We start from the raw sequence: 24,736 nt of genomic DNA on the forward strand, positions 1-24,736 counted from the left end.
CGTGTTCGACAGTCCTCTCTCCGCCTCGGCCTACGAGGTGCTCGGCGTCGCGGTCGATGCGACCGACGACGATCTCCGCAAGGCCTATCGCCTGCGTCTGAGGCAGACCCACCCCGACACCGGCGGCGACGCCGCGCAGTTCGTCCAGGTGCAGCGTGCGTGGGAACTCGTCGGCACCGCCGAGGCGCGCGCCTCGTACGACCGGGGGCAGGGGTTCGGAGACACCGTGTCGTACGCGCCCGACGCGTCCGCTCCGATGTGGCGTCCGGCCGCGCGCCAGACCGACACCCGGCCGCGCGCCCGGTCGTTCGGACAGCCCGGCGGCTGGCGCCGCGAACGCTACCTCGACCTGATCCGCGAGTGGGCCGGCCGCGGCGTCGACCTGCCCGATCCGTACGACCCGGCCCTGGTGCGGAGCGCCCCTCACGAGGTGCGGCGGCTCTTGGCGGACGCGCTCGCCGAGGAGGCTACGGCGCGCATCGTCGCCGAGCTCGGGATGGGGTACACGGTCTGGCACGACGTCGCCGCCGACCGCCGCGATCCCGACGTGAAGCTCGATCACATCGTGCTGGGCCCGAGCGGCCTGTACGCCGTTCTCTCGGAGGACTTCGGAGCGCCCGTCCGCACCCGCCGGGGCGAGATCGAGGGCGACGCGGTCGTGGGCTCGCCGGTCGCGCAGCTCGTGCTCGCGGCGCGCGGGCTCGGCCGCGCGGCGAAGGTGAAGTTCAGTGCGGCGCTCGTCGTCCTGCCCGACGACGACGTCGTCTCGGCGGTCGAGGAGCTCGGCAAGGTGAAGGGTCTCCCCGTGGCCGTCGTCGCCCGCAGCGCCCTCGCGACGGTGCTCCGCCGTGGCGTCAGCGGAGCGCGCGAGATCGGCGGCAACGAGCTGTTCGACGTGCGGACCCGACTGCAGCAGACGGTCCGGTTCGCCTGAGCGTCAGCCGCCGATGCCCGTGAGCTCGAGCGGGTGCGTCAGCCGCCACCAGGCGTCGGGGCCGGGGAGGGCTTTCTCGACGCTGAGCGGCACCTCGACCTCGGCTGCCGGACCCGTCAGCGTGAGGTCTCCGGCGTCCGCGCCTGCCGTCGCATCGCCCTCGACGTCGAAGGATGCCGCGCTCTTCGCGGTCGCGCCGTTCCACAGCAGCAGCGACGCATCCTTCTCCGTGACGATGCGGCTCTTCGCGCCCCACGCCGTCCTGGCCTCACCGACGACGGTCCCCGCCGGAAGGACCGTCGGAGCAGCGGCCTCGTCGGCGAGGTCGCCGAGCAGGCGCTCGGCCTCGCCGGCACGCGCATCGTTCGTGGGCTGCCCGGCGACCGAGGCGAAAATGGTCGTGGGGATGCCGCCGACGTCGATCTTCTGCGCGGCGACGAGGTTGTAGTACCCCGCGTAGCTACCGGTCTTCAGCCCCACGACGCCGTCCGTGCCGAGGAGGGCGTTGGTGTTCTCGAACGTCCCCGCGCCGGGGAGCTCCGCGGTCTTGGTCCCGACGATCTCGGCGATCACCGGGTTCTCGAGGGCCTTCTCGGCCAGCGCGATCATCGCCGCCGGGGTCGCCACGTTGCCGCGGTCGTAGCCGGAGGCATCCGTCACCGTGATGCCGTCGAGGCCGTTCTTCTCGAGCCACGCATCGGCAGCCGTCGCGTAGTCGGCGACGGAGCCGAACGCGTCGGTCGCGAGACGGTTCGCGTAGTTGCTGGCCGACGCCATCAGCATGCCCTGGAGCATCTGGTACTCGGAGAGGGAGCCGTCGTCGGGCACGTTCAACGCCGACTGGTTCTGCGCAACGTAGCGCCAGTACTCCTGCCGGTCCGCGAAGCCGAAGTCGTAGGCGGGCCCCTGCTCGCCGGACGCGAGCGGCTTCTGATCGAGGATGACGAGGGCGGTGACGAGCTTCGTGGTGCTCGCCATCTGTGCGGGATCGTTCGACGAGACCGCCGCGGGGAAGCCGTCGATGCCGACCGCGGCCTCGCCGTCGGTGGGCCACGAGATGGCGCTTGGAGCACCGGCCAGCGGCGCCGTCTCGGTCGCCGTCGCCGTCGCGGAGGTGGACGAAAGAGGCCAGAGCAGCATGGCCGTCGTGTAGGTCGTCGCAAGAGCGACGATCGCGAGCGCGGGGATCCCGATCACGCGTCCGCGGGTCCGCCGCCGACGTCGCATCGGCGGCAGCAGGTCGTACGCCGCCCCGCTTGTCGCCGGTGCGACGCGCGTCGTCGGATGCCCGTCGTCGTCGACCCAGGCGAGAGCGAGCCTCGTCGCCGGCGCGGGGTCGTCGGAGGGCCGGGTGCGCCGGGGCCGGCGCGTGCGGGTAGCGGCGTCGTCCACGGTCACGGGACCACGGTATCGCGCCCGGGGCTGCGGCTATACTCGACGCACAACCACGGGAGTCCGGTGAGCCGGGCTGAGAGGAAGCGACCCACGCTTCGACCGTCGAACCTGATCCGGATCATGCCGGCGCAGGGAGGAGAACACACATGCACGCTGTCGCGTCCGAAACCGACACGCTCACCGCTTCGTCACCGAACCGCTCCCGCTGGCGCGTCGTCGACATCGTCGTCGCCGCCGTCCTCGGCGTCGCCGTCGGCCTTCTGTTCTGGTTCTGGAACGGGGTCGGCTACGGCTGGTTCGAGGTGATGGATGCCGCGACCCCCGGCCTCGGCGGCTTCGCCGTCGGCATCTGGCTGATCGGCGGTGTCATCGGCGGTCTCGTCATCCGCAAGCCCGGTGCCGCGCTGCTGGTCGAGGTCGTCGCCGCCGCGGTGTCGGCCACGATCGGCAACATCTGGGGCCCGTCGACCCTGCTGTCGGGTCTCGTGCAGGGTCTCGGCGCCGAGCTCATCTTCGCCGTGTTCCTCTACCGCCGCTTCGGAATCGGGGTGGCCGCACTCGCGGGCGTCGGCGCGGGCGTCGCGGCCTGGATCTTCGAGTTCTTCTTCGGCTCGTCGCCCAACATCGCCAAGACGCTCGAGTTCAACCTCATCTACCTCGGCACGATCATCGTCTCGGGCATCGCGCTCGCCGGTGTCGTGGGGTGGCTGCTCGTCCGCGCCCTCGCCAAGACCGGCGCACTCAGTCGGTTCGCGGCCGGTCGAGAACAGGCGGACGAGGTCTGACCGGCGGGTCCCGGCCCGCGGGACTGCGCGCCCGCGGGTGGGGCTGGCGCTACGCCGGCCGGCGCCTCCCCGCCGTGCGCGACGTCGATCTCGACATCGCGCCCGGGGAGCGCGTGCTGCTCCTCGGTGCGTCGGGTGCAGGCAAGTCGACGCTCCTCGCCGGGATGGCCGGTCTGCTCGGCGGCGACGAGGACGGGACGACGTCGGGGCGGATGACCGTCGACGGTGCCGACCCGACCACCCAGCGCGGCCGGGTCGGGCTCGTGTTGCAGGACCCCGACGCCGGTGTCGTCCTGTCCCGTGTCGGCGACGACGTCGCCTTCGGGTGCGAGAACCTCGGCGTCCCGCCCGAGCGCATCCCCGAGCGGGTGCGCGCGTCGCTCGACGCCGTCGGTCTCGACGTGCCCCTGGACCGCGAGACGGCGAAGCTCTCGGGCGGACAGAAGCAGCGGCTCGCGATCGCGGGCGTGCTGGCGATGGATCCCGGCCTGCTCCTGCTCGACGAGCCGACCGCCAACCTCGACCCCGTGGGGGTGCGAGAGGTCCGGGCCGCGGTGGGGCGGGCGGTGGATGCCACCGGCGCCACGCTCGTCGTCATCGAGCACCGCACGGACGTCTGGGTCGACCTGATGACGCGCGTCGTCGTGCTCGACGCGGACGGGGGTCTTCTCGCTGACGGCACGCCCGCCGAGGTGTTCACGCGTCACGCCGACGCGCTCCTCGCCGCGGGGGTCTGGCTGCCCGGGCATCCCGTCGACCTCCCCGCGCTGCCGTCGGCCGCGGCGGGCGGTCCGGTCGCCCTCCGCGCTCGCGGGCTCGCTGTCTCGCGCGACGGGCGGACCCCGGTGCGCGAGGGACTCGACATCGACGTGTCGGCAGGCGCGGCATCCGTCGTCACCGGTCCGAACGGCGTCGGCAAGTCGACCCTCGCCCTCACCCTGGCGGGCCTGCTGCCGGAGTTCGCCGGGACGGTCGAGGCGGGCGTCGTGCCGGCGGGACGAAAAGGTGTGCGGCCGTCGCGGTGGACCTCGCGCGAGCTGCTCACCCGCATCGGCACCGTCTTCCAGGACCCCGAGCATCAGTTCCTCGCCTCGACCGTCCGTGCCGAGCTCGAGGTGGGTCCGCGCGCGCTGAAGCTGCCGGCCGCCGAGATCGACGCGGTCGTCGACGACCTGCTCGACCGTCTCGGACTCGTGGCGCTCGCGCGGGCGAACCCGTTCACCCTCTCGGGCGGGCAGAAGCGGCGGCTGTCGGTCGCCACCGTGCTGGCCACGTCGCCGGAGGTCATCGTCCTCGACGAGCCGACGTTCGGGCAGGATCGCCGCGGGTGGGCGGGCATCGTCGCGCTCCTGCAGGAACAGATCGCCGGCGGCCGTGCGGTCGTCGCGGTCACGCACGACGACGACGTCGTCCGGCTGCTCGGCGGGCGGCGCATCGACCTCGGGGCGGTGGCGCCATGACCCTCGCGCGCTCCGGCATCGAGACGGCGAGGCGGGACGCCTGGCTCGACGGCGTGAACCCGGCCGTCCGCATCCTGATCGCCTTCGTCCTGTCGATCCCGCTGCTGACGACGATCGACGCGGTCAGCGCAGCGGTCGCGGTCGTGCTCCTGACACTCTGCATCCCCCTGACCGGCATCGGCATCGGGACGGTCCTTCGCCGTATGGCGCCGATCCTCGTCCTCATGCCGGTCGCGGGGCTCAGCATGCTGCTCTACGCGGAACCGGGCGGACGGGTCTACGCGTCGTTCTGGTACGCCACGATCAGCGACGACTCCATCGCCTTCGCGGTGGCCGTCGGCATCCGCGTCATCGCGTTGGCCCTGCCGACGATCCTGCTGTTCAGCCGCGTCGACCCGATCGAGCTCGCGGCCGCCCTCGCCCAGATCGTGCGGCTGCCCGCGCGGCTCGTGCTCGGCGTCCTGGCCGGCACGCGGACGCTCGGCCTGTTCGTCGACGATTGGCGCGCGATGCGGCTCGCACGGCGTGCCCGCGGCGTGGGGGACCGGAACGCGGTGCGCCGGTTCTTCTCGATGGCGTTCGTGCTGCTCGTGTTCGCGGTGCGACGCGGGACGAGACTCGCGACGGCGATGGAGGCCCGCGGGTTCGGCTCGGCGATCCAGCGCACGTGGGCGCGCACGTCACGGCTCTCGCGGCGGGACGCTATCGCCGTGGTCGGCGCCCTCGCGATCATGGCGGCGGCGATCGGCGTCGCGGTGGCCGTCGGCTCGTTCCGGTTCGTCTGGATGTGACGCGCCTGGCGCATCTGTCGCGCGGGCGCCCTCAGCACACGTACGCGAAGCAGATCGAGCGGGGCATCGTCTCGGCGTACGGCTCGTAGACCGGGATGCGGGTGAACCCTAGCGACTCGTAGAGGGCGACCGATTCGGGCTGCGGGATGCCGGTCTGCAGGATGACGCGCTCCGCGCCGCCCGTGCGGGCCCGGTCGAGGGCAGCATGCATGAGGGTGCGCGCGATGCCGCGACCCCGAGCCGCCGCGGTGACGACGAGCCGCTTGATCTCCCATTCGTCGCCGAGGCGGCGGAGGATGACGTGGCCCGTGGGGGTGCCGTCGGCATCCACCGCGATCAGCGTCGCGACGATGTCATCCGGGTGCATCGCGAGCGCGCGGGAGCGGGCGGCGCGGCGTTCGGCCGGCTCGTCGCCGTGGAACCCGTCGTAGCGGGCGCCGAGGTCGGCATCCAACTCGTCTCGGAGTGCCGTCGCACGCGGGTCGTCCCACGCGACCTCGAGGAGGCGGGGTCCGGTGCTCGTCCGTTCGCTCACCGGACGAGCCTATGCGCCCGGCCGCGGGTCGGTCTTCGCTCGCGCCATGTGGCGGGTGTTCCGCGCCGCGCGTCGCCCTTCGGCGCGAGCGAACGACCCCGGCGGCTGGTAGCGTCCGCGGTATGACCGCCGGCACCGCAGCGTCGCGCCCCACCGGGGTGGCCGCGGTCCTCGCGGTCGCCGTCATCCAGGTGCTCGCGATCGTCGTCACCGCGGTGCTCTGGTTCTTCCACACCGTCTTCGCCGGCGGTGCCTGCGGGGCGTCGTGCGACGGGGCTGCAGCGGATGCCGCGGGCATGCTGTTCATCGCGGCGGCGGCAGCGAGCATCCTCGTCACCGTGTCCGCGGCGGTCGTCGCCGGCCGGACCGGCCGGGACCTCGCCTGGGTGCCGCTCGTCTCGACGGCCCTCGTCGTCGCCGGCTACCTCGCCGCGGTGGCGGTGTTCGACGCCGCCATACGGTGACGCCTCACGTCGCGTTCCACAGGTCGCGGTAGTACGCGAGGCGTTCCTCGTCGGGGCCGACGCCGTACGCCTCGAGCAGCAGGCCGTCCCAGCCGGGGCCGTAGTTCCAGCCGGTGCTCATCGCCGCAACGGCGATGTCGCCCCAGCGGTCACCGAGTCCGAGCTGCCCCAGGTCCACGTGACCGCTCCACCGGCCGTCGTCGCCGATCAGCGTGTTCGGCGCGCACGCGTCGCCGTGGCACACGACGAGCAGCTCGATCGGCGGCCCCTCCCGAAGGTCGGCCGGCACGACGACACCCCGCTCCGCCGCGTTGGCGATCCGTGACGGCACGGTCCAGTCGAAGGGGCAGGATGCCACGGGCAGGCTCTCGTGCAGGGCGCGAAGGCCCTCGCCGATCGCTCGGACCGCCGTCTCGGGACGCGCCACCCAGTCGGGGTGCACCGCCGAGAGCCCGGCGATCGATCTGGTGACGAGCCACTCGGTCTCCCCGTCGTCGCCCTGCTCGACGACGGTCGGTACGCGGACGTACGGCGCAGCCCAGGCCAGCCGTTCGGCCTCGTCGGACATCGAGGTCTCGAGGTGGACCGGTCCGATCTTGATGTAACGCTCGTCGTCGGTGCGCAGCGTCATCCCGCCAAGCTTGTTGGTCCAGACCGGCGCGAGGGCAGCGCCGCGCGCGAGCCGGCGCGCGATCGGCGGCACCGGAGCGTCGTGCTGCGGGATCGACATCCCTCCATCCTGCCGTCGCGGGGACGGGTTTGTCGTGCCCGCAGCGTGGGACGGCTAGCCTGGAGGCATTCCGTCGCCGTGGCACCCAGTCGCGCGTCGGGTGGAACCCGATACCGTTCGAAGGAGAGCGCATGGACATCGCCGGATCGTCCGCCGTCGTCACCGGGGGAGCCAGCGGGCTCGGGCTCGCCACCGCCCGCCGCCTCGCCGCGCAGGGCGCGCACGTCGTCATCGTCGACCTGCCGTCCTCTGCCGGGGCCGACATCGCGGCCGAGCTCGGTGGGACCTTCGCCGCCGCCGATGTGACAGATGCCGCCCAGGTCGAGGCCGCGGTGGCCGCGGCATCCGCCGTCGCCCCGCTTCGCGTAGCCGTCAACTGCGCCGGGATCGCGCCGCCCGCGAAGGTCCTGGCACGGGACGGGTCGCCCAACCCGGTCGCGGACTTCGAGCGCATCGTCCGCATCAACCTCATCGGCACGTACACCGTCATCGCGCACGCGGCGGCGGCGATGGCGGCGACCGAACCCACGGTATCCGGGGACCGCGGCGTCATCGTGGGCACCGCGTCCGTCGCCGCCTTCGACGGGCAGATCGGGCAGCCGGCGTACTCCGCGAGCAAGGGCGGCGTGCACGCCATGACCCTGCCGATCGCGCGCGAGCTGGCGCGCTCCGGCATCCGCGTCTGCACGATCGCGCCCGGGATCATGGAGACCCCGATGCTCGCGGGGCTCCCCGAGGCGGCCCAGGAGTCCCTCGGTCAGCAGGTGCCGTATCCCGCCCGGCTCGGCAAGCCCGACGAGTACGCGGCGCTCGTGCAGCACATCGTCGAGAACGGGTACCTCAACGGTGAGACGATCCGCCTCGACGGCTCGATCCGCATGGCCCCCAGATGAGTGGAGAACCGATGAGCGACACGATCCTGCTGCAGCGCGACGGCGCTCTCGCGCGGCTGACCTTCCACCGCCCCGCGTCGCTGAACGCGATGGACTTCGAGATGGGCACGCGCTGGCGCGACCTCGCGCACGAGCTGACGAGCGACGACACGGTCGGGGCGATCATGCTGGATGCCGCGGGCCCGGCCTTCTGCGCCGGCGGCGACGTCGTGCAGATGGCGACATCGGGCGGCAGCGGCGGCACGATCACCGAGATGGCCGGGGTGATCCACGACGGCATCCGCACCTTCGTCGAGTCGCCGATCCCGATGGTCGCCTCGGTGCAGGGCGCGGTCGCCGGCGGTGGACTCGGCCTGATGCTGACGGCCGACTACGTCGTCGCCGCGCCGCGCGCCGTGTTCGTCAGCAAGTACGCGAACATCGGCCTCACGCCCGACCTCGGCGTCTCGACCCTCCTGCCCGCCGCGATCGGGCAGCGCCGCGCGCTGCAGCTGCTCCTCACCGACACGACGATCGATGCGCCCACGGCGCTCGAGTGGGGACTCGTCGCCGAGATCGCCGAGCAGCCCGGCGAGCGTGCCGAGCAGATCGCGCGCACCTGGCTCGACGGCGCCACCGGCGCGTTCGGCCAGGCGAAGCGCCTCGTCCGCTCGGGTGCCCACCGGTCCTTCGCCGACAACCTCGACGACGAGGCCCGCACGATCGGCGCCGCGTTCGACACCGACGACTCGAAAGCCCGCGTCGCCGCGTTCGCCGCGGCATCCCGTTCGCGTCGATCCTGATCCCCTGGAGAACCCATGACCCTCGCCGGAAAGACCATCCTCATGTCGGGCGGCAGCCGAGGCATCGGCCTCGCGATCGCCCTCCGCGCCGCGCGTGACGGCGCGAACATCGCCCTGCTCGCCAAGACCGACACCCCGCATCCGAAGCTCGAGGGCACCGTGCACTCCGCCGCGGAGCAGATCCGTGCGGCCGGCGGCAACGCGCTGCCCATCGTCGGCGACGTCCGCGACGACGGCGACATCACCGAGGCCGTCATGAAGACGCAGGGCGAGTTCGGCGGCATCGACATCGTCGTCAACAACGCGTCGGTCATCGACCTGTCGGGCTCGCTCGAGCTGGCCGCGAAGAAGTACGACCTCATGCAGGACGTCAACGTGCGCGGCACCTTCATGCTGTCGCGCGCGGCGCTGCCGATCCTGAAGGATGCCGCGAACCCCCACATCCTCTCGCTGTCGCCGCCCCTCAACCTGTCGCCGAAATGGCTCGGCGCGCACACCGGCTACACGCTCGCGAAGTACGGCATGACGATGGCGACGCTCGGCATGGCCGCCGAGTTCGCGAAGGACGGCGTCGCCGCCAACACCCTCTGGCCGCAGACGACGATCGCCACGGCCGCGGTGCAGTTCGCCCTCGGCGGCGACCGGATGATGAAGGTCAGCCGCACGCCCGAGGTCTACGCCGACGCCGCGTACGAGGTGCTCTGTAAGCCGGCCCGAGAGTACACGGGCCAGACGCTCATCGTCGAGGACGTGCTGCGCGAGGCCGGCGTCACGGACTTCTCGGGCTACGCCGCGACGCCGGGCACGCCCGACACCGAGCTGTTCCCCGACATCTTCCTCGACTGACCCGTTCGCGGAAGCAGGAGTCTCGGCGCGACACGCCGAGGGTCACGAGCGGATGCCGGGGCGTCGCGCCCGATCCATTGCATCCGCGCACGCGCCGCGGCACACGCGCATCGACCGCCGCGCGCAGCCTCAGACGAGGCCGAGCTTGACGAACGCGTTCCAGACGCCGTCGTCGAGCACGTCGGTCGTGACGTTCCCGGCGCGCTCCTTGAGGGCGGGGTCGGCGTTGCCCATCGCGACAGGGGAGCCGACGACGTCGAACATCTCCGCGTCGTTCCAGCTGTCGCCGATGCCGATCGCGTCGGCGACGTCGAGGCCGAGCGTGTCGAGGACCCGGAGGATCGCCGACCCCTTGTTCACGCCGCGCAGGCCGATCTCGCCGTTTGATCCGCCGGGGAGCGGGATGCTGCCGGGGACGACGTGGAACCGGTCGCCGAGGTCGGCCTGGGCCCGGTCGACGCTGTCGGAGCGCTTGCTGATGAACGTGGTCTTCGCGATCGCGTCGAGGTTCGCTTCGCTGATGGGTCGATACGTGACGATCGGCTTCGGCTCGATCGTGTCGGTCTGGCCGAGCCGGCGCGCCTCTTCGAGGTGGCGCTTGCGGCGCTCGGCGAAGTACTCGTCCAGCATCCCGCCGACGCCCTCGCTCGCGAAGACGGCTTCATCGGACTGCAGGAAGAAGTCGATGTCCTCGGACTCGAAGTACGAGATCAGCCGGTCGGTGTCCTCGCGGGGCATCGGGTCGGCGAACAGCAGCTCCTCGCCGCGGACGGCGTACGCGCCGCCGTTCGTGATGGCGCCGTCGTATCCGATCTCACGGACCTTGGGGTGGATGTCGCCCGCCGCGCGTCCCGTGCAGAGGTAGACCAGGTGCCCGTTCTCACGCGCCGTCCGGATGGCGGTGATCGTCGAGTCGGCGATCGCCGTCCCGTGCTCGAGGATGGTTCCGTCCACGTCAAGGAAAGCGATGCGCGTCATCCCTCCATTCTCCCGGATGGAGATGGACGGCCGGTGCGCGCCGGGGTCAGAGCTTCTTGCGCAGGAAGACCTGCTCGGTGCCGTCGTCCCCGGGCACCCGCTCGCTCTCCTCGTACCCCTCGCGCTCGTACAGGCGGATGTTCGCCTCGCTGAGCGACCCGGTGAACAGCTCGGCCGTCGTCGCGCCGGCCTCACGGCCCCGCTCCTCGACCGCGGTGAGCAGGCTCGTGCCGAGCCCGGAACCCTGCTGGTCGGGGGCGATCGCGATGCGGCCGATGAGCAGCAGATCCCCGTCGACGCGGGCACGCACGCAGCCGACGATGCGCTCGCCCTCGAGAGCGACGCAGCCGAGGTTCTCCTCGAGCTCGGCCCGCACCTCGTCGAGGGTCTGCGTGAGCGGCGGCATGTCGACCGCGTTGTAGATGAGCGCCTCCTGCACGAAGGCGGCCCGTTGCAGGGTGAGGACCTCGCCCGCGTCGTCGACGGAGATCGGGCGGATGCGGGGAGTCGTCACATCATTCAGCGTAATGCGGGACCGGGGCCGAAGCCCCGCGAGCCTAAAGTGACCGCATGCCCGATGTCCGCACCGCGATCGCCGACCGCCCCCTGATCCTGGACGGGGGACTCGGGACGATGCTCGAGGCTCGGGGGCACGATCTCACCGGCGCGCTCTGGTCGGCCGGCGTCCTCATCGACGCGCCCGGAGACGTCCGCGACGTGCACGCCGAGTTCGTCGCTGCGGGCGCCGAGGTGATCACCACCGCCTCGTACCAACTCGGGTACGACAACCTCGGCGCGGCCGGGTACGACGGGGCGGCCGTCGACGGGCTGCTCGCGGCGTCGGTCCGGCTCGCCCGCGAGGCGGCGGAAGGACGGGCGTGGGTCGCGGCATCCGTCGGTCCCTTCGGAGCCGTGCGCGCCGACGGCAGCGAGTACACGGGCGACTACGGGATGACGGTCGCCGACCTCGCCCGCTGGCATCGCCGTCGGATCGAGGTGCTCGCCGGTGCGGGACCCGACCTGCTCGCTATCGAGACCATCGCCTCTCCCGCCGAGGTCGAGGCGATCGCCCTCGCGCACGAGGGGATCGACGTCCCGGCATGGATCTCGCTCTCGGCAGCGAGTACGGCGTTCGAGGGTGACGGCCTCGCAGGCGCGCTCGCCGCGGCGGCCTCCGCCCCGGGCGTCGTCGCGGTCGGCGCCAACTGCTGCGCGCCGCCGCTGATCACCACCGTGCTCGACCGTGTGCCGACGGGGACGGCCGCCGTCGTCTACCCGAACAGCGGCGAGACGTGGGACGCGGCATCCCGGTCCTGGCGGGGCGAGGCGGGAGCGGCGTTCACCGAGGCGGAGGCATGGGTGGATGCCGGTGCCCGCCTCATCGGCGGATGCTGCCGGACGACCCCCGCCGACATCGCGGCGCTCGCCGCACGGCTCGGCGGCCCGGGACACAGCGATGCGGCCGTGGCGAACCACGACCGCATCGGGGGGTGAGTCAGCGCGAGAGCGATGCGCCGTTGGTGCGGATCACCTCGGCGTACCAGTCGAAGGACGCCTTCTTGTAGCGATCGAGCGAGCCCGATCCGTCGTCGTTGCGGTCGACGTAGATGAAGCCGTAGCGCTTGCTGAGCTGCGCGGTCGACGCCGAGACGAGGTCGATGCAGCCCCACGTCGTGTAGCCCATGAGATCCACGCCGTCGGCGATCGCCTCGCCGACGGCTTCGAGGTGCGCCTGCAGGTACGCGATGCGGTAGTCGTCCTGGACCGTTTTGACGCCGTCGACCTCGACGAGCTGGTCCTTCGCACCGAGGCCGTTCTCGACGATGAACAGCGGCTTCTGCCAGCGGTCCCAGAACTGGTTGAGCACGAGGCGAAGGCCCACGGGGTCGATCTGCCAGCCCCATTCCGACTCCTTGAGCGTCGGGTTCTTGACGCCGCCGAAGAGGTTGCCTTCGCCCATGACGCGCTTCGACTCGTCGGTGGTCTCGCAGATCGAGGAGTAGTAGCTGAACGACACGAAGTCGACGGTGTTCTCCTTGAGGAGCGTCCGGTCCTCGTCGGTGATGTTCAGCTCGACGCCCTGTTCGCGCAGGCTCCGCAGGTAGTAGCCGGGGTACTCGCCGCGCACGTGGATGTCGCCGAAGGCGAGGTTCACGCGCTCGGTCGTGAGGGCGGCGAACACGTCGTCGGGGTTCGGCGTCAGCGGGTAGACCGGCATCGACAGCACCATGCACCCGACCTGCGCGTTCGGCGCCAGCTCTCGGGCGGCCTTCGTCGCCAGGGCGGATGCCACGAGTTCGTGGTGGATCGCCTGGTACAGGTCCGAGGGGGACAGCTGGTCCTTCGGAGTGTTGATGCCGCCCGACATGAACGGGGCGTGGACGATCGAGTTGATCTCGTTGAAGGTCAGCCAGTACTTCACGCGCGCGCCGTATCGCGTGAACAGCGTCCGCACGTAGCGCTCGTAGAACCCGATCATGTCGCGGTTCACCCAGCCGTCGTAGGTCTCGGCGAGGTGCAGCGGCGTCTCGTAGTGAGAGATGGTCACGAGCGGCTCGATGCCGTGGCGCTCGAGCTCGTCGAGGACGCGGTCGTAGAAGGCGAGGCCGGCTTCGTTGGGCTCCGTCTCGTCACCCTTCGGGAAGATGCGGCTCCAGGCGATCGAGAACCGGAAGGTCTTGAACCCCATCTCGGCGAAGAGCGCGATGTCCTCGGCGTAGCGGTGGTAGAAGTCGATGCCGACCTGCTTGAGGTTGTCGTCCGTCGGGCCGTCGGTCCGGGGGGTCATGATGCCCTGCGGCATCACGTCCTGGATCGAGAGTCCCTTGCCGTCTTCGAGGTACGCGCCCTCGAGTTGGTTCGCGGCGGTCGCGCCGCCCCAGAGGAAGCCGTCGGGGAACGAGATGGTGCTCATGAGTCGCTTTCGTGTCGTGTCGTGTGTCTTCGAGGGGGAGGATGGATGCCGGGTGCCCCGCTTCGGGTGCGGGACACCCGGCATCCGGATCGGGTCAGGCCGTGACGGCAGCGGACTCGACCGAGACCGCCGTGAACAGCGGCTCGCCGTGCGCGACGGGGCCCGAGGCGCGGTCCGTGATCGCCGGGTAGAGCTCGCCGTTGGTGACGACGATCGGGGTGGTCAGGTCGTACCCGGCCTTCTCGATGGCGTCGCCGTCGAACTCGAGGAGCAGATCGCCGGCCTTCACCTGCTGGCCGGTGGTGACCTTCACATCGAAGTGCTGTCCGGCGAGCTTGACGGTGTCGATGCCGATGTGGATCAGCACCTCTGCGCCGTCGGCGTGACGCAGACCGATCGCGTGACCGGTCGGGAAGGCCGCGGCGACCGTCGCATCGAACGGCGCGTACAGTGCGCCGCTGCGGGGGAGGATCGCGACGCCGTCGCCGAGCGCACCCTCCGCGAACGCGGCATCCGGCGTCTCGGACAGGTCGACGACCGTCCCGTCGAGCGGGCTGAGGACGACAAGGTCGTTCTCCGCCGAGGCCGGCGCGGGGGCGGCATCCTCGGCCGGCTCGACGAAGCCGACGATCACGGTGAGCAGGAACGGGACGACGATCGCGACGGCGAGGCCGATGATGAGCATGATCATGTTGCCGTTGCCGAAAAGCGCCGGGAGGGCGAGACCGGAGGGGACGACGAACGCCTTCGCGAAGACGCCGCCGATGCCGATGATCGCGCCACCGATCGCGCCGCCGACGATACCGAAGGCGAACGGGCGCTTGAGCGGCAGGTTGATGCCGTAGATCGCGGGCTCGGTGATGCCGGCGAGGAAGCCCGACAGTGTCGCGGGCGCGGCCAGCGACTTGAGGTTCTTGTTGCGGGCGCGCACCCAGACGCCGGCGACGGCGGCTGCTTGCGCGAGGACGGCGGCGAACACGGGCCCGACGAGCAGGATCTGCCCCGTCGTCTGGAACTCGAGGGTGAACAGCGGGACGAGGCCCCAGTGCAGCCCGAAGATCACGAAGACCTGCCAGAGGCCGCCCATGATGGCGCCGCCCGCCCACGGAGCGTTGTCGAAGACCCAGCCGATGCCCTTGCCGAGGCCGCCGCCGAGGAGGTCCGAGATCGGGCCGATGACGACGAACACGAGAGGCACGGCGATCAGCACCACGATCATCGGGGTCATGAAGCGCTTCACCGCGCCCGGCAGGACGCGGTAGAGGAACTTCTCGGCGTGGCTCTGGAGCCAGACGACCACGATGATCGGGATGACGCTCGAGACGTAGCTGACCATCGTGAACGGGATGCCGAAGAAGGTGAGACCCGGCTGGCCCACGAGGCCCGCCATCGTCGGGTAGACGAGGGCTCCGGCGATGGCCAGCGAGGTCCACTCGTTCGCCTTGAAGTACCGCGCGGCGGTGATAGACAGCGCGATCGGCAGGAAGTTGATGAACGCGTCCGACAGGGCGTTGAGGACGGCGTAGGTGGTCGTGTCCGTCGTGATCCAGTTGAAGGTCACCGCCGCGGCCAGGAACGCCTTCAGCAGACCGGTTCCGGCGAGCGCCCAGAGGACGGGGGTGAAGATCGACGAGATCATCGAGATGAAGCGGTTGAACAGATTGCCCTTCGGGGCATCGTTCGCGGCGCCGTCGGAAGAGGCCGCACCGAGCTTCGAGATCTTGCCGATCTCGGCGAAGACGTCGGGAACGTCGTTGCCGATGACGACCTGGTACTGGCCACCGGCCTGAGCCACCGTCACGACACCGGGCGTCGCCTTCACGGCGGCGGTGTCGGCCTTCGACTCGTCTTTCAGCACGAAACGCAGCCGGGTCGCGCAGTGCACGAGCGAACTGACGTTCTCTTCTCCGCCGACGCCCTGGAGGACTCCGGCCGCGGTCTTCGAGTAGTCCATGGGGACACGCTCTTCCTTGCCGCATCGGCGCGGCAGTCTCGGGTGGGGCACGCGTCGGGTCCGTTTCCGGGCAACAAAAAAACCTGAACTCGTTCATCGCTCGAAAGCGATGTGAGTTCAGGTTTTGCCTGCTGCCGCAGTAACAATCCGTCGCGTGCAGGGCTGCATCGCCCTGCGGAACGTCACGTTAGCATGCGCCCGCATGAAAGCGCCAGGGGTTCAGTCCTCGGCGGTCCCCGTGGCTGCGGCGCCGACCTGGGAGGCCAGGCGCTCGACGTGGACGATCACGTAGAGCAGTTCCTCATCCGTCAGCTCTGACTCGGTCGCCGCCATGACGTAGGCCTTGACCTCCTGGGCGATGGCGAACGAGCGCGGGTAGCTGTGCTTCGCGAACTCGAAGAACGAGCTGTCGCCGCTGCGGAGCATCGTGCGCGACACGAGACGCTGCAGCAGGAACTGGATGTGCAGGACGAACCGCGCGTAGTCGGGGCTGTCGACGTCCAGCGAGACGCCGAGGCCGTTCTCGACCGTCATCACGACGTGCTGCACACGCCGGAACAGCAGTGCCGCCGTGCCGTTGGGTTCGTCGCGGGTCGCGTTGAGGACGTGCATGGTGAGGAAGACGGCTTCCTCCGCGGGCAGCTCCGTGTCGAGGGCAGCCGAGATCGACTCGGCCATGGCCTTGGCGGCCGAGAACTCCGCGGGGTGCAGGACCCGCAGCTCCGGCATGTTCGCCACCGGGATGCGGATCCCCTTCGCGAGCCGCTCGAGCACGAATTGCACGTGATCGATGACGGCGATCGTCAGCGGGCGGCCGAGCTGGTGACCGAGCGATCGTTCGGCCTGGTCGACGGCCCGGGAGACCGCTTCGATGATCGCGTATGGGGTGTCGGTGAGCATGCGGCGCTCGCGCTCGCCGTCCTCCCCGGTGTCGAGGATGAAGGTCTTCTCGACCTTGGCGGGGTCGAGGGTGTCGGACGGCTTCAGCTGGAACCCCAGGCCGCGGCCCATGAGCACCCGCTCCCGACCCTGCTCGTCGAGGGAGATCACGACGTTGTTGTTGAGCACCTTGTGCGCAACCGTTCCGCGACGCTGCGGAGCCCCATCCGTCATGGCGACGAGTCTAGGGCCGCCCGGCATCCGCCCAGCCCGTCCCGGTAGCCTGGGACCATGACCGAGTCCACTTCCGCGCGCCCTGAGGGCATGTCCGCCGTGCGCACGACATCCCCCAAGCAGGTGCGGCCCGCGACCGAGGGGTGGACGCAGGCGAAGGATGCCGAGGGTCGCCCGCTCCTGCAGTTCGCGAGCCCGAAGCGCGGCAAGCCGCCGGTGCACCTCGCCGACCTCGATCACGCCGCGCGCGTCGAGAAGCTGACCGAGCTCGGGATGCCGGGCTTCCGCGCCGGTCAGCTCGAGAAGCACTACTTCCAGCACTACACGTCGGATCCCGCCCACATGACGGACCTTCCGGCGGGCAACCGCGAGGAGCTCGTCGGTGGGCTCCTGCCGAACCTCATGACCGAGGTGCGCCGCCTCGAGACCGACGGCGGCGACACGATCAAGTTCCTGTGGCGCCTGCACGACGGCGCCCTCGTCGAGTCGGTGCTCATGCGCTACACCGGCCGCATCACGCTGTGCGTGTCGAGCCAGGCCGGCTGCGGCATGAACTGCCCGTTCTGCGCCACCGGCCAGGCGGGGCTCACGCGCAACATGTCGGCGGCCGAGATCGTCGACCAGGTCGTCCGTGCCAACCGGCTCATCGCCGACGGCGGCCTCGGCGACCCCCGCAAGGTGGGACACAAGGACGAGCGCGTCACGAACATCGTCTTCATGGGGATGGGTGAACCCCTCGCCAACTACGCCCGCGTCATGCAGGCCGTCCGCACGATGGTCGACAAGAAGCACGGCCTCGGCATGAGCGCCCGAGGCATCACGATCTCGACCGTCGGCCTCGTCCCCGCGATCCGCAAGCTGAGCGCCGAGGAGATCCCGGTCACCTTCGCGCTGTCGCTGCACGCGCCCGACGATCTGCTGCGCGACGAGCTCATCCCGGTGAACTCGCGGTGGAAGGTCGACGAGGCCCTCGACGCTGCGCGCGAGTACTTCGAGAAGACCGGCCGGCGCGTCTCGATCGAGTACGCGCTCATCAAGGACATGAACGATCACGCCTGGCGCGCCGACCTCCTCGCCGAGAAGCTCAACCAGCGCGGCCGCGGCTGGGTGCACGTGAACCCCATCCCGCTCAACCCGACGCCCGGATCGATCTGGACCTCGTCGGACGTCGACGTGCAGAACGAGTTCGTCCGGCGCCTCAACGAGGCCGGCATCCCGACGACCCTCCGCGACACCCGCGGCAAGGAGATCGACGGCGCGTGCGGCCAGCTCGTGGCGACCGAGGACGACCAGGTAGCCGCGGCATCCGTCTGAGCCCGGTCACGCCGTCACTCCGGTGGCGACGGTACCTTCCGTCACGCCGGCGGCGTGAAGGCGATGGTCGGGCGACCGCCGTTGACCGTCACACGGCACCGGACGCCGTAGACCTCCTCGATGAGCCCGTCCGTGAGGACCTCGGCTGGAGGGCCGGCCGTGACGGCGCGGCCGGCGGCCAGGACGAGCACCTCGTCGCAGAACATCGCCGCGAGGTTGAGGTCGTGAAGGGCCACGACGACGGTGACGGGGAGGCTCCGCACGAGGCTCAGCAGCTCGAGCTGATGGCGGATGTCGAGGTGGTTGGTCGGCTCGTCGAGCAGGAGCTCGCGGGGTTCCTGCGCGAGGGCGCGGGCGATCTGCGTGCGCTGCTGCTCGCCGCCCGAGAGGGTGTGCCAGCGGGCGTCGGCCTTCGCCGTCAGGCCCGCTTGCGCGAGGGCGGCGTCGACGACCTCGTCGTCGCGGGCGCGATCCGGCCCCCAGAGCGAGGCGTGCGGTGTGCGGCCGAGGCGGACGACGTCGCGGACCGTGAGGTCGACCTCGGTCGTCGCGTGCTGCGTGACCGCCGCGACGGTCCGCGCCACCTCGCGGCGTCCGCGGTGGCGGATGTCGGAACCGTCGAGCAGGACCCGGCCCGCGTCGGGTCTCGCGATGCCCTGCAACAGGCGCAGGAGCGACGACTTGCCCGACCCGTTGGGGCCGAGGAGGCCGACGACGGATCCGGGCTTCGGTATGAGCGAGACGTCGTCGACGACGAGGGCGCCACCGCGGCGCCACGACACGTGCTCGGCGACGAGACTCATGCGCGCCTCCGACGTCGGACGAGGAGGGCGACGAAGACCGGCACACCGATCAGCGCGGTGCCGACACCTACGGGGAGCGGTGTCGGCGCGAACGCGACGCGGGACACGGCATCCACCCCGATCATGAACACCATGCCGAGACCGATCGTCACGGGGATCACGCGGGCGTGACGGGAGCCCACGATCAGGCGTGCGGCGTGGGGCAGGACCAGCCCGACGAACCCGATCGCGCCGGCGACGCTGACGAGGGTTGCGGCGATCAGCGCCGTCAGGACGAGGAGCAGCATCCGGGTGCGCGCGACATGGATGCCGAGGGATGCCGCGACGTCGTCGCCGAACGCGAAGGCGTCGAGTGGGCGCACCGAGGCGACCGCGACGACCGAGCCGATGAGGACGACGACGGCGCAGAGGACGACGTCGTCCCAGCGGACGCCCTCGAGCGAGCCGAGGAGCCAGAACATCACGCCGCGCGTCTCGTCGGAGTCGGCGAAGGCGAACACGGCGAGTGAGGTGAGCGCGGAGAAGAACTGCGTCGCCGCGATGCCCGCCAGGATGAACGATGCGGTGCCCCCGCCCGTGAAGCGCGACACGACGAGGACGAGCCCGAACGCCACGAGTGCGCCGAGGAACGCGCCGCCCGAGAGGGTGAGGATGCCGCCGCCGATCCCGAACACGCCGAACAGGACCGCGCCGGTCGAGGCGCCGGAGGAGACGCCGAGGACGAACGGGTCGGCGAGGGGGTTTCGCAGCAACGACTGCAGGATGACGCCGCAGAGCCCGAGACCGGCACCGCACGCCGCGGCGACGAGCGCCCGGGGGAGGCGCTCCTGCCAGACGATCGCGTCGGCCGCGACGCGCACGGGGATGTCGGTGAGGCCGAGGTGGTTCGTGATCACGTCGCGGACGTTCACGAGCGACACGTTCGCGGGGCCGAGCGTCAGTGCGACGGCGATCGTCAGGACGACGAGGCCGACCGACAGCGCCGTGGCGACGATCGCGAGCGGGATGCGGCGGGCCCGGCGATGAGGCAGCGCCGCGGTGGCGGTCAGCGCCCCGCCTCGTTCTCGTCCCACCAGGCGCGGATCTTCTCGAGTCCGTCGACGAAGCGGATCGACGGGTTCATCTCGGCGCCGTGCAGCGCGATGAAGCGGGTGTTCTTCACGGCGTCGAGCGAACGCGTCACGGGGTCGCTCTCGAGGAACGCGATCTTGTCGTCGAGTCGGTCGCCGGGGAAGCGGTCGCGCTGCAGGTCGCCGAGGACGATCACGTCGGGCGCGGCGTCGACGACGGCCTCCCAGGAGGTGGCCGGCCAGTCGTCGGTCTCGGCGGGGAACGCAGGAGTCATCCCGGTCTCGCGCGCGAGGATCGCCGGGGCGCCGCTGCCGCCCGCGACGTAGGGCGTGCGGGTGTCGGCGAACCAGAACAGAACCTTCTCGCCGCCGAAGTCGACGCCCTCGACGGCTGCCGCGGCGCGCTTCTTCAGCGAGGCGATGAGCGCGTCGCCGCGGGACGGGACGTCGAAGATCTCGGCGAGCTCACTGATCTCGCGGTAGAGGTCGTCGACGGTCAGCGGGGCGGTGCGCGTCCCGCCGCCGTTGACGCTCCGGTCGTCGGAGCAGTCGGTGGGCGAGAGGTACGAGCCGATGCCGGTTTCATCCAACCGATCGCGCGTGACGACGCCGCCCTCGGCGTAGTGGCGCCCGAACGACGCCGTCACGAAGTCCGGATCGGTGCCGAGGACGACCTCGTAGGTCGGGGCGTTGTCCGCGAGGCGCGGGACGTCCTCGTTCGCCTCGGCGAGCGACGGGAGCACGGGGTCCGTCCACGACGCGGTGCCGACGATGCGGTCGGCGAGGCCGAGCGACAGGAGGATCTCGGTCGAGTTCTGATCGAGCGACACGACGCGCTGCGGCGCCGCATCCACCTCGACCGTCCGCCCGCAGTTCTCGATCGTGAGCGGGTAGTCGGTCGATTCCTCGCCGGAGGAGGCGGCCTTCTGCGTCACGACCTCGGAGGCCCCGCAGCCCGAGAGGGCGAGGGCGGCGACGGCCAAGGTGGCGAGCAGGGCGGAACGGCGGGGGAAGGGCATCGATGGTCTCTCGTCGGGGGCCGGGGACGTCGATGGTCGATCGTAGCAAGGTAAGGCTAACCTTCCAGAATCGCCCGCTCGGCACCGGGTGCCTCGACGCCGTCCGCCGCGTCCGGCGAGACTCTGTCAAGGGGCGAATCCGGACGAGGCCCGGGAGTAGCGTCGGTGACATGGTCAACTATCGATTCCTGGGCAACAGCGGCCTCAAGATCACCGAACTCACCTACGGCAACTGGCTCACCCATGGGTCCCAGGTCGAGAACGACGCGGCGATCGCGACGGTCCACAAGGCCCTCGACCTCGGCATCAGCTCGTTCGACACCGCCGACGCATACGCCAACACGGCGGCCGAGTCCGTCCTCGCCGAGGCACTCAAGGGTCAGCGCCGCGAGTCCCTCGAGATCTTCACGAAGGTCTACTGGCCGACCGGCCCCAAGGGGCCGAACGACCATGGACTGTCGCGCAAGCACCTGCTCGAGGGCATCAACGGCTCGCTGAAGCGGCTGAACACCGACTACGTCGACCTCTACCAGGCGCACCGCTACGACTACGAGACCCCGCTCGAGGAGACGATGCAGGCCTTCGCCGACATCGTCCGCCAGGGCAAGGCGCTCTACATCGGCGTCAGCGAGTGGACCGCTGAGCAGCTCCGCGCCGGACACGCTCTGTCGAAGGAACTGGGCTTCCAGCTCGTCTCGAACCAGCCGCAGTACTCCGCACTGTGGCGCGTCATCGAGGGCAAGGTCGTCCCGACCTCCGAGGAGCTCGGCATCTCGCAGATCGTCTGGTCACCGCTGGCGCAGGGCGTCCTCACCGGCAAGTACAAGCCGGGTCAGCCGCTCCCCGAGGGGTCGCGCGCGACCGACGAGAAGGGCGGATCCGACATGATCAAGCGCTTCATGAAGGACGAGACCCTCTCCGCCGTGCAGAAGCTGCAGCCGATCGCCGAGGGTGCGGGCGTCACGATGCCGCAGCTCGCCCTCGCTTGGGTGCTGCACAACCCGAACATCGCCGCGGCGATCATCGGGGCGTCGCGTCCCGAGCAGCTCGAGGACACCGTGAAGGCCTCGGGCATCGAGCTCGACGACGACACGTACGCCGCCATCAACGATGCGCTCGCGCCGGCAGCGGTCACCGACCCGGAGGAGACGTACTCGGTCTCACCGAAGTCCCGCCTGATCTGACGCGCGTCGCCCGTCCGTGGCCACGCACAGCGCCGGCATCCTGCTCTACCGTCTCGACGGTGAGGGCGGGGTGTCGGCGTTCGTCGCTCACATGGGCGGGCCGTACTGGGCGAACAAGGACGAGGGCGCCTGGTCGATTCCGAAGGGCGAGCTCGAGGACGGCGAGGATGCGCTGGATGCCGCGAAGCGGGAGTTCCGCGAGGAGCTCGGGGTTGTGCCGCCCGAGGTCGACTACGCCGAGCTCGGCACGTTCGCGTACTCGTCGGGCAAGCGGGTGACGGTCTTCGTCGCCGACGGTGCGGGCTTCGAGGCGGACGCGTTCGTCTTCGGCGAGTTCGAGATGGAGTGGCCGCCACGGTCGGGCAAAACGGCATCGTTCCCCGAGGTCGATCGCGCCGAGTGGATGCCGCTGGCCAGAGCCCGTGAACGCGTCGTGAAGGGGCAGCGGCCCGCACTCGATCGGCTGGTGGAGCTGCTGGCTCAGGCCCGCTGAGTCAGCGCTTCTTCTTGGGCGCCTCGGAGACGTCGAGCTTCTCGTGCTTGCCGCCGAGCGACGACCACGCGGATTCCTTGCCGGATGCCGCGTGTTCCGCCCCGCGCACGGCGCGCTCGTCGGCCCACTCGTTAAGGACGTGACCCCGGTGGCCGCGGACATGCTCGAGTACGACGTCGGGAAGGCCTGCCGCGCGGCGGGCGTCACGAGCCACGATCAGCTGCTCGAGAAGGTCGACGTTCTTGGTCGGCGCGCCGGTGGAGGTTTTCCAGCCGCGGCGCCGGTGACCGTCCATCCACCTCTCGTAGGTGTCGATCGCGTACTTCGAGTCCGCCTGGACCACGAGCTCGCTGACATGCGCGTGATCCTCGATCGCCTTCAGGAGACCGAGCAATTCGCCGACGTTGTTGGTGCCCTGGATGACCGAGCCCGCGGCCCAGTGGCCGTCCTCGCCGACCCAGGCCCACCCCGTCGGTCCGGGGTTGCCCTTGCATGCGCCGTCGGTGGCCACGACATAGCGGGAGGTTTCGGTCACCGGTCCACGGTACCCGTGCGCGGCACGGAGGCCGCGCACAGGCGCCGGGTCACGGGCGCAGCAGGACCTTGCCGACGCGGCCGGCGGTCAGGCTCGCACGGGCGGCGTCGCGCGCCTGCTCGAGCGGGAAGGTCGCCGAGACCGGGAGGGTCAGGACGCCGGACGAGAGGTGCTGGGCGAGCTCGCCGAAGAGCTGGCCGCGCTTGGCGGCATCCATCTCGGTGCTGACCTTGCTGCCCCAGAAGCCCTTGATCGTGATGTGGCGGAAGATGACCGGACCCGAGGCGAGCTCCATGACCGGGGCGTCCATCGCGCCGAAGACGACGAGGGTGGCGTTCTCGCCGAGGAGCGAGAGGACGTGGCCGCTCGACTCGCCGCCGACGGAGTCGACGCCGGCGATGATCGAGGCGCCGCCGGTGATCTCGGCGACCTTGTCGCGCCAGTCGTCGGTGTCGACGGCGACGATGCGGTCGATACCCTGATCGGCGAGCTCGGCGACGGCGGCGCTGCGGCGGACGAGACCGACGACGTTCAGGCCGCGGGCGCGACCCATCTGAGCGACCATGCGGCCGACGGCGCCGTTGGCGGCGTTCTGGACGATCCAGTCGCCGGGCTTGAGGTCGAGGAAGTCGATGAGGCTGATCGCGCTGAACGGCATGGAGACCAGCTGCGCGGCCTGCTCGTCGGGAAGGCCCTCGGGCACGGGGATGAGGCCTGCGGCGCGGGCGACGAACTGCTCGGCCCAGACGCCGAAGGTGCCGCCGGTGGCGACACGCTGACCGACCTGCAGGTTCTCGACGCCCTCGCCGAGCTCTTCGACGACACCGACGGCCTCGGTGCCGGAGCGGGCCGGGAGTTCCGGCTTGAAGCCGTAGGTGCCGCGGATGGTCCACAGGTCGTGGTTGTGGATGGGGGAGGCGAGGAGGCGGACGCGGACCTCACCGGCGCCGGGCGTCGGGTCGGGGGTCTCCGTCGTCTCCAGGACGTCGGCCGGTTCGCCGAAAACGGGGTGGGTGACTGCGCGCATGTTTTCTCCAAGCGTCATTGTGTAACGATCGGTACAATATACTACGAGTGACCGAGAGGATCCACCATGGGCCGCACCAGCGCATTCGACCGCGACGACGTCATCCGCGCCGCGCGCGACGTCTTCTGGGCGCGCGGCTACGCCGAGACCGGCATCGGGGAGCTCGAGCAAGCGACCGGTCTGAAGCGCTCGAGCCTCTACCACGCCTTCGGCAGCAAGAAGGGGCTCTTCGAAGCCGTCGTCGCGCGGTACCTTGATGAGGTCGTGCGCTCGCGCATCGGTCGCCTGCATCAGGCGGATGCCGGTCCCGAGGCGCTCGAGCGGTACATCGCCGAGATGCGCGCTGCGATCGCCAGCGGCACCCCCCGGGCGCAGGCGGGATGCCTGCTGCTCAACGCCGCGTGCGCACCCGTCGTCGACGACGATCCGGACGTGCGTGCGCTCGTCACGGGTTACACGGATGAGCTCCGATCCGCGATCGCTGCGGGCGTCGACTCCGCGCGACCCGAGATCTCCGCAGGGTCGCGAGCGGCGCTGGCGGAGGTCTGCGCATCGCTCGTCATCGCGGCGCTTGCCGTCGCGAGGGTGGATCCGGATGCCGCGGACCGCAGCCTCGAGGCCGTGCTGACGGCCGTCGCCTCATGGGATGCCGGTGCCGTGTCCGTGTATACATAAATTCCCGATTCAGGCTCGCCCGCCCCCGGAGGGTCGCCTTGT

Annotated in this window: 26 protein-coding genes and 1 riboswitch; of the genes, 13 read left to right on the forward strand and 13 right to left on the reverse strand. The window is 70.7% G+C overall.

From position 1 onward, the window contains the following. Window position 1: 1 nt before the first annotated feature. Complete coding sequence (locus AC4NN1_RS11830) at window positions 2–934, forward strand: J domain-containing protein (RefSeq protein ID WP_020098580.1); 933 nt, start codon at window positions 2–4, stop codon at window positions 932–934. A gap of 3 nt (window positions 935–937) precedes the next feature. Here the strand turns inward: AC4NN1_RS11830 and AC4NN1_RS11835 are convergent, their stop codons facing one another. After that, on the reverse strand, window positions 938–2,332 hold the full coding sequence (locus tag AC4NN1_RS11835; RefSeq protein WP_491955427.1) for a D-alanyl-D-alanine carboxypeptidase family protein: 1,395 nt from the start codon (window positions 2,330–2,332) through the stop codon (window positions 938–940). A 39-nt stretch (window positions 2,333–2,371) separates the two neighbouring features. Further along, a riboswitch (TPP riboswitch) is annotated at window positions 2,372–2,481 on the forward strand. Between AC4NN1_RS11835 and AC4NN1_RS11840 the strand changes: the two genes are divergently transcribed. The 3 genes from AC4NN1_RS11840 (at window position 2,476) to AC4NN1_RS11850 (ending at window position 5,365) form a co-directional block, all read left to right on the forward strand. After that, a complete protein-coding gene (locus AC4NN1_RS11840) occupies window positions 2,476–3,114 on the forward strand; it encodes an ECF transporter S component (RefSeq protein ID WP_491955428.1) in 639 nt (212 codons plus the stop codon). Its footprint overlaps the riboswitch before it by 6 nt. 74 nt (window positions 3,115–3,188) lie before the next feature. Then, complete coding sequence (locus AC4NN1_RS11845) at window positions 3,189–4,574, forward strand: ABC transporter ATP-binding protein (RefSeq protein WP_491955429.1); 1,386 nt, start codon at window positions 3,189–3,191, stop codon at window positions 4,572–4,574. Then, window positions 4,571–5,365 carry an energy-coupling factor transporter transmembrane component T family protein gene (locus tag AC4NN1_RS11850; protein WP_018187457.1) on the forward strand — a complete coding sequence of 265 codons (795 nt, stop codon included), beginning with the start codon at window positions 4,571–4,573 and terminating at the stop codon, window positions 5,363–5,365. The genes AC4NN1_RS11845 and AC4NN1_RS11850 overlap by 4 nt, the downstream gene beginning before the upstream one ends. 31 nt (window positions 5,366–5,396) lie before the next feature. Here AC4NN1_RS11850 and AC4NN1_RS11855 read toward each other — a convergent pair whose 3' ends face one another. After that, complete coding sequence (locus AC4NN1_RS11855; protein ID WP_491955430.1) at window positions 5,397–5,900, reverse strand: GNAT family N-acetyltransferase; 504 nt, start codon at window positions 5,898–5,900, stop codon at window positions 5,397–5,399. Between the two features lie 122 nt (window positions 5,901–6,022). On the opposite strand from AC4NN1_RS11855, the gene AC4NN1_RS11860 reads away from it, so the two are divergent. Beyond that, window positions 6,023–6,364 (forward strand): hypothetical protein, encoded by a 342-nt coding sequence (locus AC4NN1_RS11860; protein WP_311868039.1) that lies wholly within the window; start codon window positions 6,023–6,025, stop codon window positions 6,362–6,364. 4 nt (window positions 6,365–6,368) lie between these two features. Here AC4NN1_RS11860 and AC4NN1_RS11865 read toward each other — a convergent pair whose 3' ends face one another. Beyond that, window positions 6,369–7,094 carry a phosphotransferase gene (locus AC4NN1_RS11865; protein ID WP_491955431.1) on the reverse strand — a complete coding sequence of 242 codons (726 nt, stop codon included), beginning with the start codon at window positions 7,092–7,094 and terminating at the stop codon, window positions 6,369–6,371. 131 nt (window positions 7,095–7,225) lie between these two features. On the opposite strand from AC4NN1_RS11865, the gene AC4NN1_RS11870 reads away from it, so the two are divergent. Genes AC4NN1_RS11870 through AC4NN1_RS11880 form a run of 3 tightly spaced genes read left to right on the forward strand, consistent with a single transcriptional unit; the run spans window position 7,226 to window position 9,615 of the window. Beyond that, a complete protein-coding gene (locus tag AC4NN1_RS11870; RefSeq protein ID WP_491955432.1) occupies window positions 7,226–7,987 on the forward strand; it encodes an SDR family NAD(P)-dependent oxidoreductase in 762 nt (253 codons plus the stop codon). Between the two features lie 11 nt (window positions 7,988–7,998). Further along, entirely contained in the window at window positions 7,999–8,769 is a 771-nt protein-coding gene (locus AC4NN1_RS11875) for an enoyl-CoA hydratase/isomerase family protein (RefSeq protein ID WP_491955433.1), read from the forward strand. Window positions 8,770–8,784: 15 nt separating this feature from the next. Next, on the forward strand, window positions 8,785–9,615 hold the full coding sequence (locus tag AC4NN1_RS11880) for an SDR family oxidoreductase (RefSeq protein WP_491955434.1): 831 nt from the start codon (window positions 8,785–8,787) through the stop codon (window positions 9,613–9,615). Between the two features lie 129 nt (window positions 9,616–9,744). On the opposite strand, the gene AC4NN1_RS11885 is transcribed toward AC4NN1_RS11880, so the two are convergent. After that, a complete protein-coding gene (locus AC4NN1_RS11885) occupies window positions 9,745–10,593 on the reverse strand; it encodes a Cof-type HAD-IIB family hydrolase (protein ID WP_491955435.1) in 849 nt (282 codons plus the stop codon). Between the two features lie 46 nt (window positions 10,594–10,639). Then, a complete protein-coding gene (locus AC4NN1_RS11890; protein ID WP_311857999.1) occupies window positions 10,640–11,107 on the reverse strand; it encodes a GNAT family N-acetyltransferase in 468 nt (155 codons plus the stop codon). Between the two features lie 56 nt (window positions 11,108–11,163). Between AC4NN1_RS11890 and mmuM the strand changes: the two genes are divergently transcribed. Continuing rightward, on the forward strand, window positions 11,164–12,087 hold the full coding sequence (gene mmuM, locus AC4NN1_RS11895; protein ID WP_491955436.1) for a homocysteine S-methyltransferase: 924 nt from the start codon (window positions 11,164–11,166) through the stop codon (window positions 12,085–12,087). Between the two features lies 1 nt (window position 12,088). Here mmuM and AC4NN1_RS11900 read toward each other — a convergent pair whose 3' ends face one another. The 3 genes from AC4NN1_RS11900 to AC4NN1_RS11910 all read right to left on the reverse strand — a co-directional run bounded on the left by AC4NN1_RS11900 (window position 12,089) and on the right by AC4NN1_RS11910 (window position 16,574). Continuing rightward, the gene (locus tag AC4NN1_RS11900; RefSeq protein WP_018187447.1) at window positions 12,089–13,507 is read right to left on the reverse strand and encodes a glycoside hydrolase family 1 protein; all 1,419 of its coding nucleotides are present in this window, start codon (window positions 13,505–13,507) and stop codon (window positions 12,089–12,091) included. Between the two features lie 94 nt (window positions 13,508–13,601). Next, entirely contained in the window at window positions 13,602–15,461 is a 1,860-nt protein-coding gene (locus AC4NN1_RS11905) for a beta-glucoside-specific PTS transporter subunit IIABC (RefSeq protein WP_491955437.1), read from the reverse strand. A 219-nt stretch (window positions 15,462–15,680) separates the two neighbouring features. Then, window positions 15,681–16,574: a PRD domain-containing protein gene (locus tag AC4NN1_RS11910; protein ID WP_491955438.1), complete on the reverse strand. Its 894-nt coding sequence runs from the start codon at window positions 16,572–16,574 to the stop codon at window positions 15,681–15,683. A gap of 90 nt (window positions 16,575–16,664) precedes the next feature. Between AC4NN1_RS11910 and rlmN the strand changes: the two genes are divergently transcribed. Then, window positions 16,665–17,888: a dual-specificity RNA methyltransferase RlmN gene (rlmN, locus tag AC4NN1_RS11915; RefSeq protein WP_491955530.1), complete on the forward strand. Its 1,224-nt coding sequence runs from the start codon at window positions 16,665–16,667 to the stop codon at window positions 17,886–17,888. A gap of 41 nt (window positions 17,889–17,929) precedes the next feature. On the opposite strand, the gene AC4NN1_RS11920 is transcribed toward rlmN, so the two are convergent. Genes AC4NN1_RS11920 through AC4NN1_RS11930 form a run of 3 tightly spaced genes read right to left on the reverse strand, consistent with a single transcriptional unit; the run spans window position 17,930 to window position 20,780 of the window. Beyond that, window positions 17,930–18,691 carry an ABC transporter ATP-binding protein gene (locus AC4NN1_RS11920; RefSeq protein ID WP_491955439.1) on the reverse strand — a complete coding sequence of 254 codons (762 nt, stop codon included), beginning with the start codon at window positions 18,689–18,691 and terminating at the stop codon, window positions 17,930–17,932. Beyond that, window positions 18,688–19,764, reverse strand: coding sequence for a FecCD family ABC transporter permease (locus AC4NN1_RS11925; protein ID WP_018187442.1), 1,077 nt, complete (start codon window positions 19,762–19,764; stop codon window positions 18,688–18,690). Before AC4NN1_RS11925 ends, AC4NN1_RS11920 begins: the two co-directional genes overlap by 4 nt. After that, entirely contained in the window at window positions 19,737–20,780 is a 1,044-nt protein-coding gene (locus AC4NN1_RS11930; protein WP_491955440.1) for an ABC transporter substrate-binding protein, read from the reverse strand. Before AC4NN1_RS11930 ends, AC4NN1_RS11925 begins: the two co-directional genes overlap by 28 nt. 170 nt (window positions 20,781–20,950) lie before the next feature. On the opposite strand from AC4NN1_RS11930, the gene AC4NN1_RS11935 reads away from it, so the two are divergent. Both AC4NN1_RS11935 and AC4NN1_RS11940 read left to right on the forward strand, forming a co-directional pair. After that, window positions 20,951–21,964, forward strand: coding sequence for an aldo/keto reductase family protein (locus AC4NN1_RS11935; protein ID WP_020098599.1), 1,014 nt, complete (start codon window positions 20,951–20,953; stop codon window positions 21,962–21,964). A gap of 16 nt (window positions 21,965–21,980) precedes the next feature. Further along, the gene (locus AC4NN1_RS11940) at window positions 21,981–22,457 is read left to right on the forward strand and encodes an NUDIX hydrolase (RefSeq protein WP_491955441.1); all 477 of its coding nucleotides are present in this window, start codon (window positions 21,981–21,983) and stop codon (window positions 22,455–22,457) included. A 1-nt stretch (window position 22,458) separates the two neighbouring features. Here AC4NN1_RS11940 and AC4NN1_RS11945 read toward each other — a convergent pair whose 3' ends face one another. Beyond that, window positions 22,459–22,992, reverse strand: coding sequence for a ribonuclease H family protein (locus tag AC4NN1_RS11945; RefSeq protein WP_491955442.1), 534 nt, complete (start codon window positions 22,990–22,992; stop codon window positions 22,459–22,461). 49 nt (window positions 22,993–23,041) lie between these two features. After that, on the reverse strand, window positions 23,042–24,019 hold the full coding sequence (locus AC4NN1_RS11950; RefSeq protein WP_018187437.1) for a zinc-binding dehydrogenase: 978 nt from the start codon (window positions 24,017–24,019) through the stop codon (window positions 23,042–23,044). 66 nt (window positions 24,020–24,085) lie between these two features. On the opposite strand from AC4NN1_RS11950, the gene AC4NN1_RS11955 reads away from it, so the two are divergent. Then, window positions 24,086–24,694 carry a TetR/AcrR family transcriptional regulator gene (locus AC4NN1_RS11955; RefSeq protein ID WP_018187436.1) on the forward strand — a complete coding sequence of 203 codons (609 nt, stop codon included), beginning with the start codon at window positions 24,086–24,088 and terminating at the stop codon, window positions 24,692–24,694. The last annotated feature ends 42 nt before the right edge of the window (window positions 24,695–24,736 follow it).

The organism is Microbacterium sp. MDV22-iso44 (genome assembly GCF_058629135.1).

Coding starts and splice junctions, on each gene's coding strand:
- AC4NN1_RS11910 (WP_491955438.1), bottom strand. CDS start 16,574: ATGACGGATGGGGCTCCGCAGCGTCGCGGAACGGTTGCGCACAAGGTG.
- AC4NN1_RS11930 (WP_491955440.1), bottom strand. CDS start 20,780: ATGCCCTTCCCCCGCCGTTCCGCCCTGCTCGCCACCTTGGCCGTCGCC.
- AC4NN1_RS11900 (WP_018187447.1), bottom strand. CDS start 13,507: ATGAGCACCATCTCGTTCCCCGACGGCTTCCTCTGGGGCGGCGCGACC.
- AC4NN1_RS11955 (WP_018187436.1), top strand. CDS start 24,086: ATGGGCCGCACCAGCGCATTCGACCGCGACGACGTCATCCGCGCCGCG.
- AC4NN1_RS11935 (WP_020098599.1), top strand. CDS start 20,951: ATGGTCAACTATCGATTCCTGGGCAACAGCGGCCTCAAGATCACCGAA.
- AC4NN1_RS11840 (WP_491955428.1), top strand. CDS start 2,476: ATGCACGCTGTCGCGTCCGAAACCGACACGCTCACCGCTTCGTCACCG.
- AC4NN1_RS11870 (WP_491955432.1), top strand. CDS start 7,226: ATGGACATCGCCGGATCGTCCGCCGTCGTCACCGGGGGAGCCAGCGGG.
- mmuM (WP_491955436.1), top strand. CDS start 11,164: ATGCCCGATGTCCGCACCGCGATCGCCGACCGCCCCCTGATCCTGGAC.
- AC4NN1_RS11880 (WP_491955434.1), top strand. CDS start 8,785: ATGACCCTCGCCGGAAAGACCATCCTCATGTCGGGCGGCAGCCGAGGC.
- AC4NN1_RS11865 (WP_491955431.1), bottom strand. CDS start 7,094: ATGTCGATCCCGCAGCACGACGCTCCGGTGCCGCCGATCGCGCGCCGG.
- AC4NN1_RS11885 (WP_491955435.1), bottom strand. CDS start 10,593: ATGACGCGCATCGCTTTCCTTGACGTGGACGGAACCATCCTCGAGCAC.
- rlmN (WP_491955530.1), top strand. CDS start 16,665: ATGTCCGCCGTGCGCACGACATCCCCCAAGCAGGTGCGGCCCGCGACC.
- AC4NN1_RS11850 (WP_018187457.1), top strand. CDS start 4,571: ATGACCCTCGCGCGCTCCGGCATCGAGACGGCGAGGCGGGACGCCTGG.
- AC4NN1_RS11920 (WP_491955439.1), bottom strand. CDS start 18,691: ATGAGTCTCGTCGCCGAGCACGTGTCGTGGCGCCGCGGTGGCGCCCTC.
- AC4NN1_RS11875 (WP_491955433.1), top strand. CDS start 7,999: ATGAGCGACACGATCCTGCTGCAGCGCGACGGCGCTCTCGCGCGGCTG.
- AC4NN1_RS11860 (WP_311868039.1), top strand. CDS start 6,023: ATGACCGCCGGCACCGCAGCGTCGCGCCCCACCGGGGTGGCCGCGGTC.
- AC4NN1_RS11905 (WP_491955437.1), bottom strand. CDS start 15,461: ATGGACTACTCGAAGACCGCGGCCGGAGTCCTCCAGGGCGTCGGCGGA.
- AC4NN1_RS11950 (WP_018187437.1), bottom strand. CDS start 24,019: ATGCGCGCAGTCACCCACCCCGTTTTCGGCGAACCGGCCGACGTCCTG.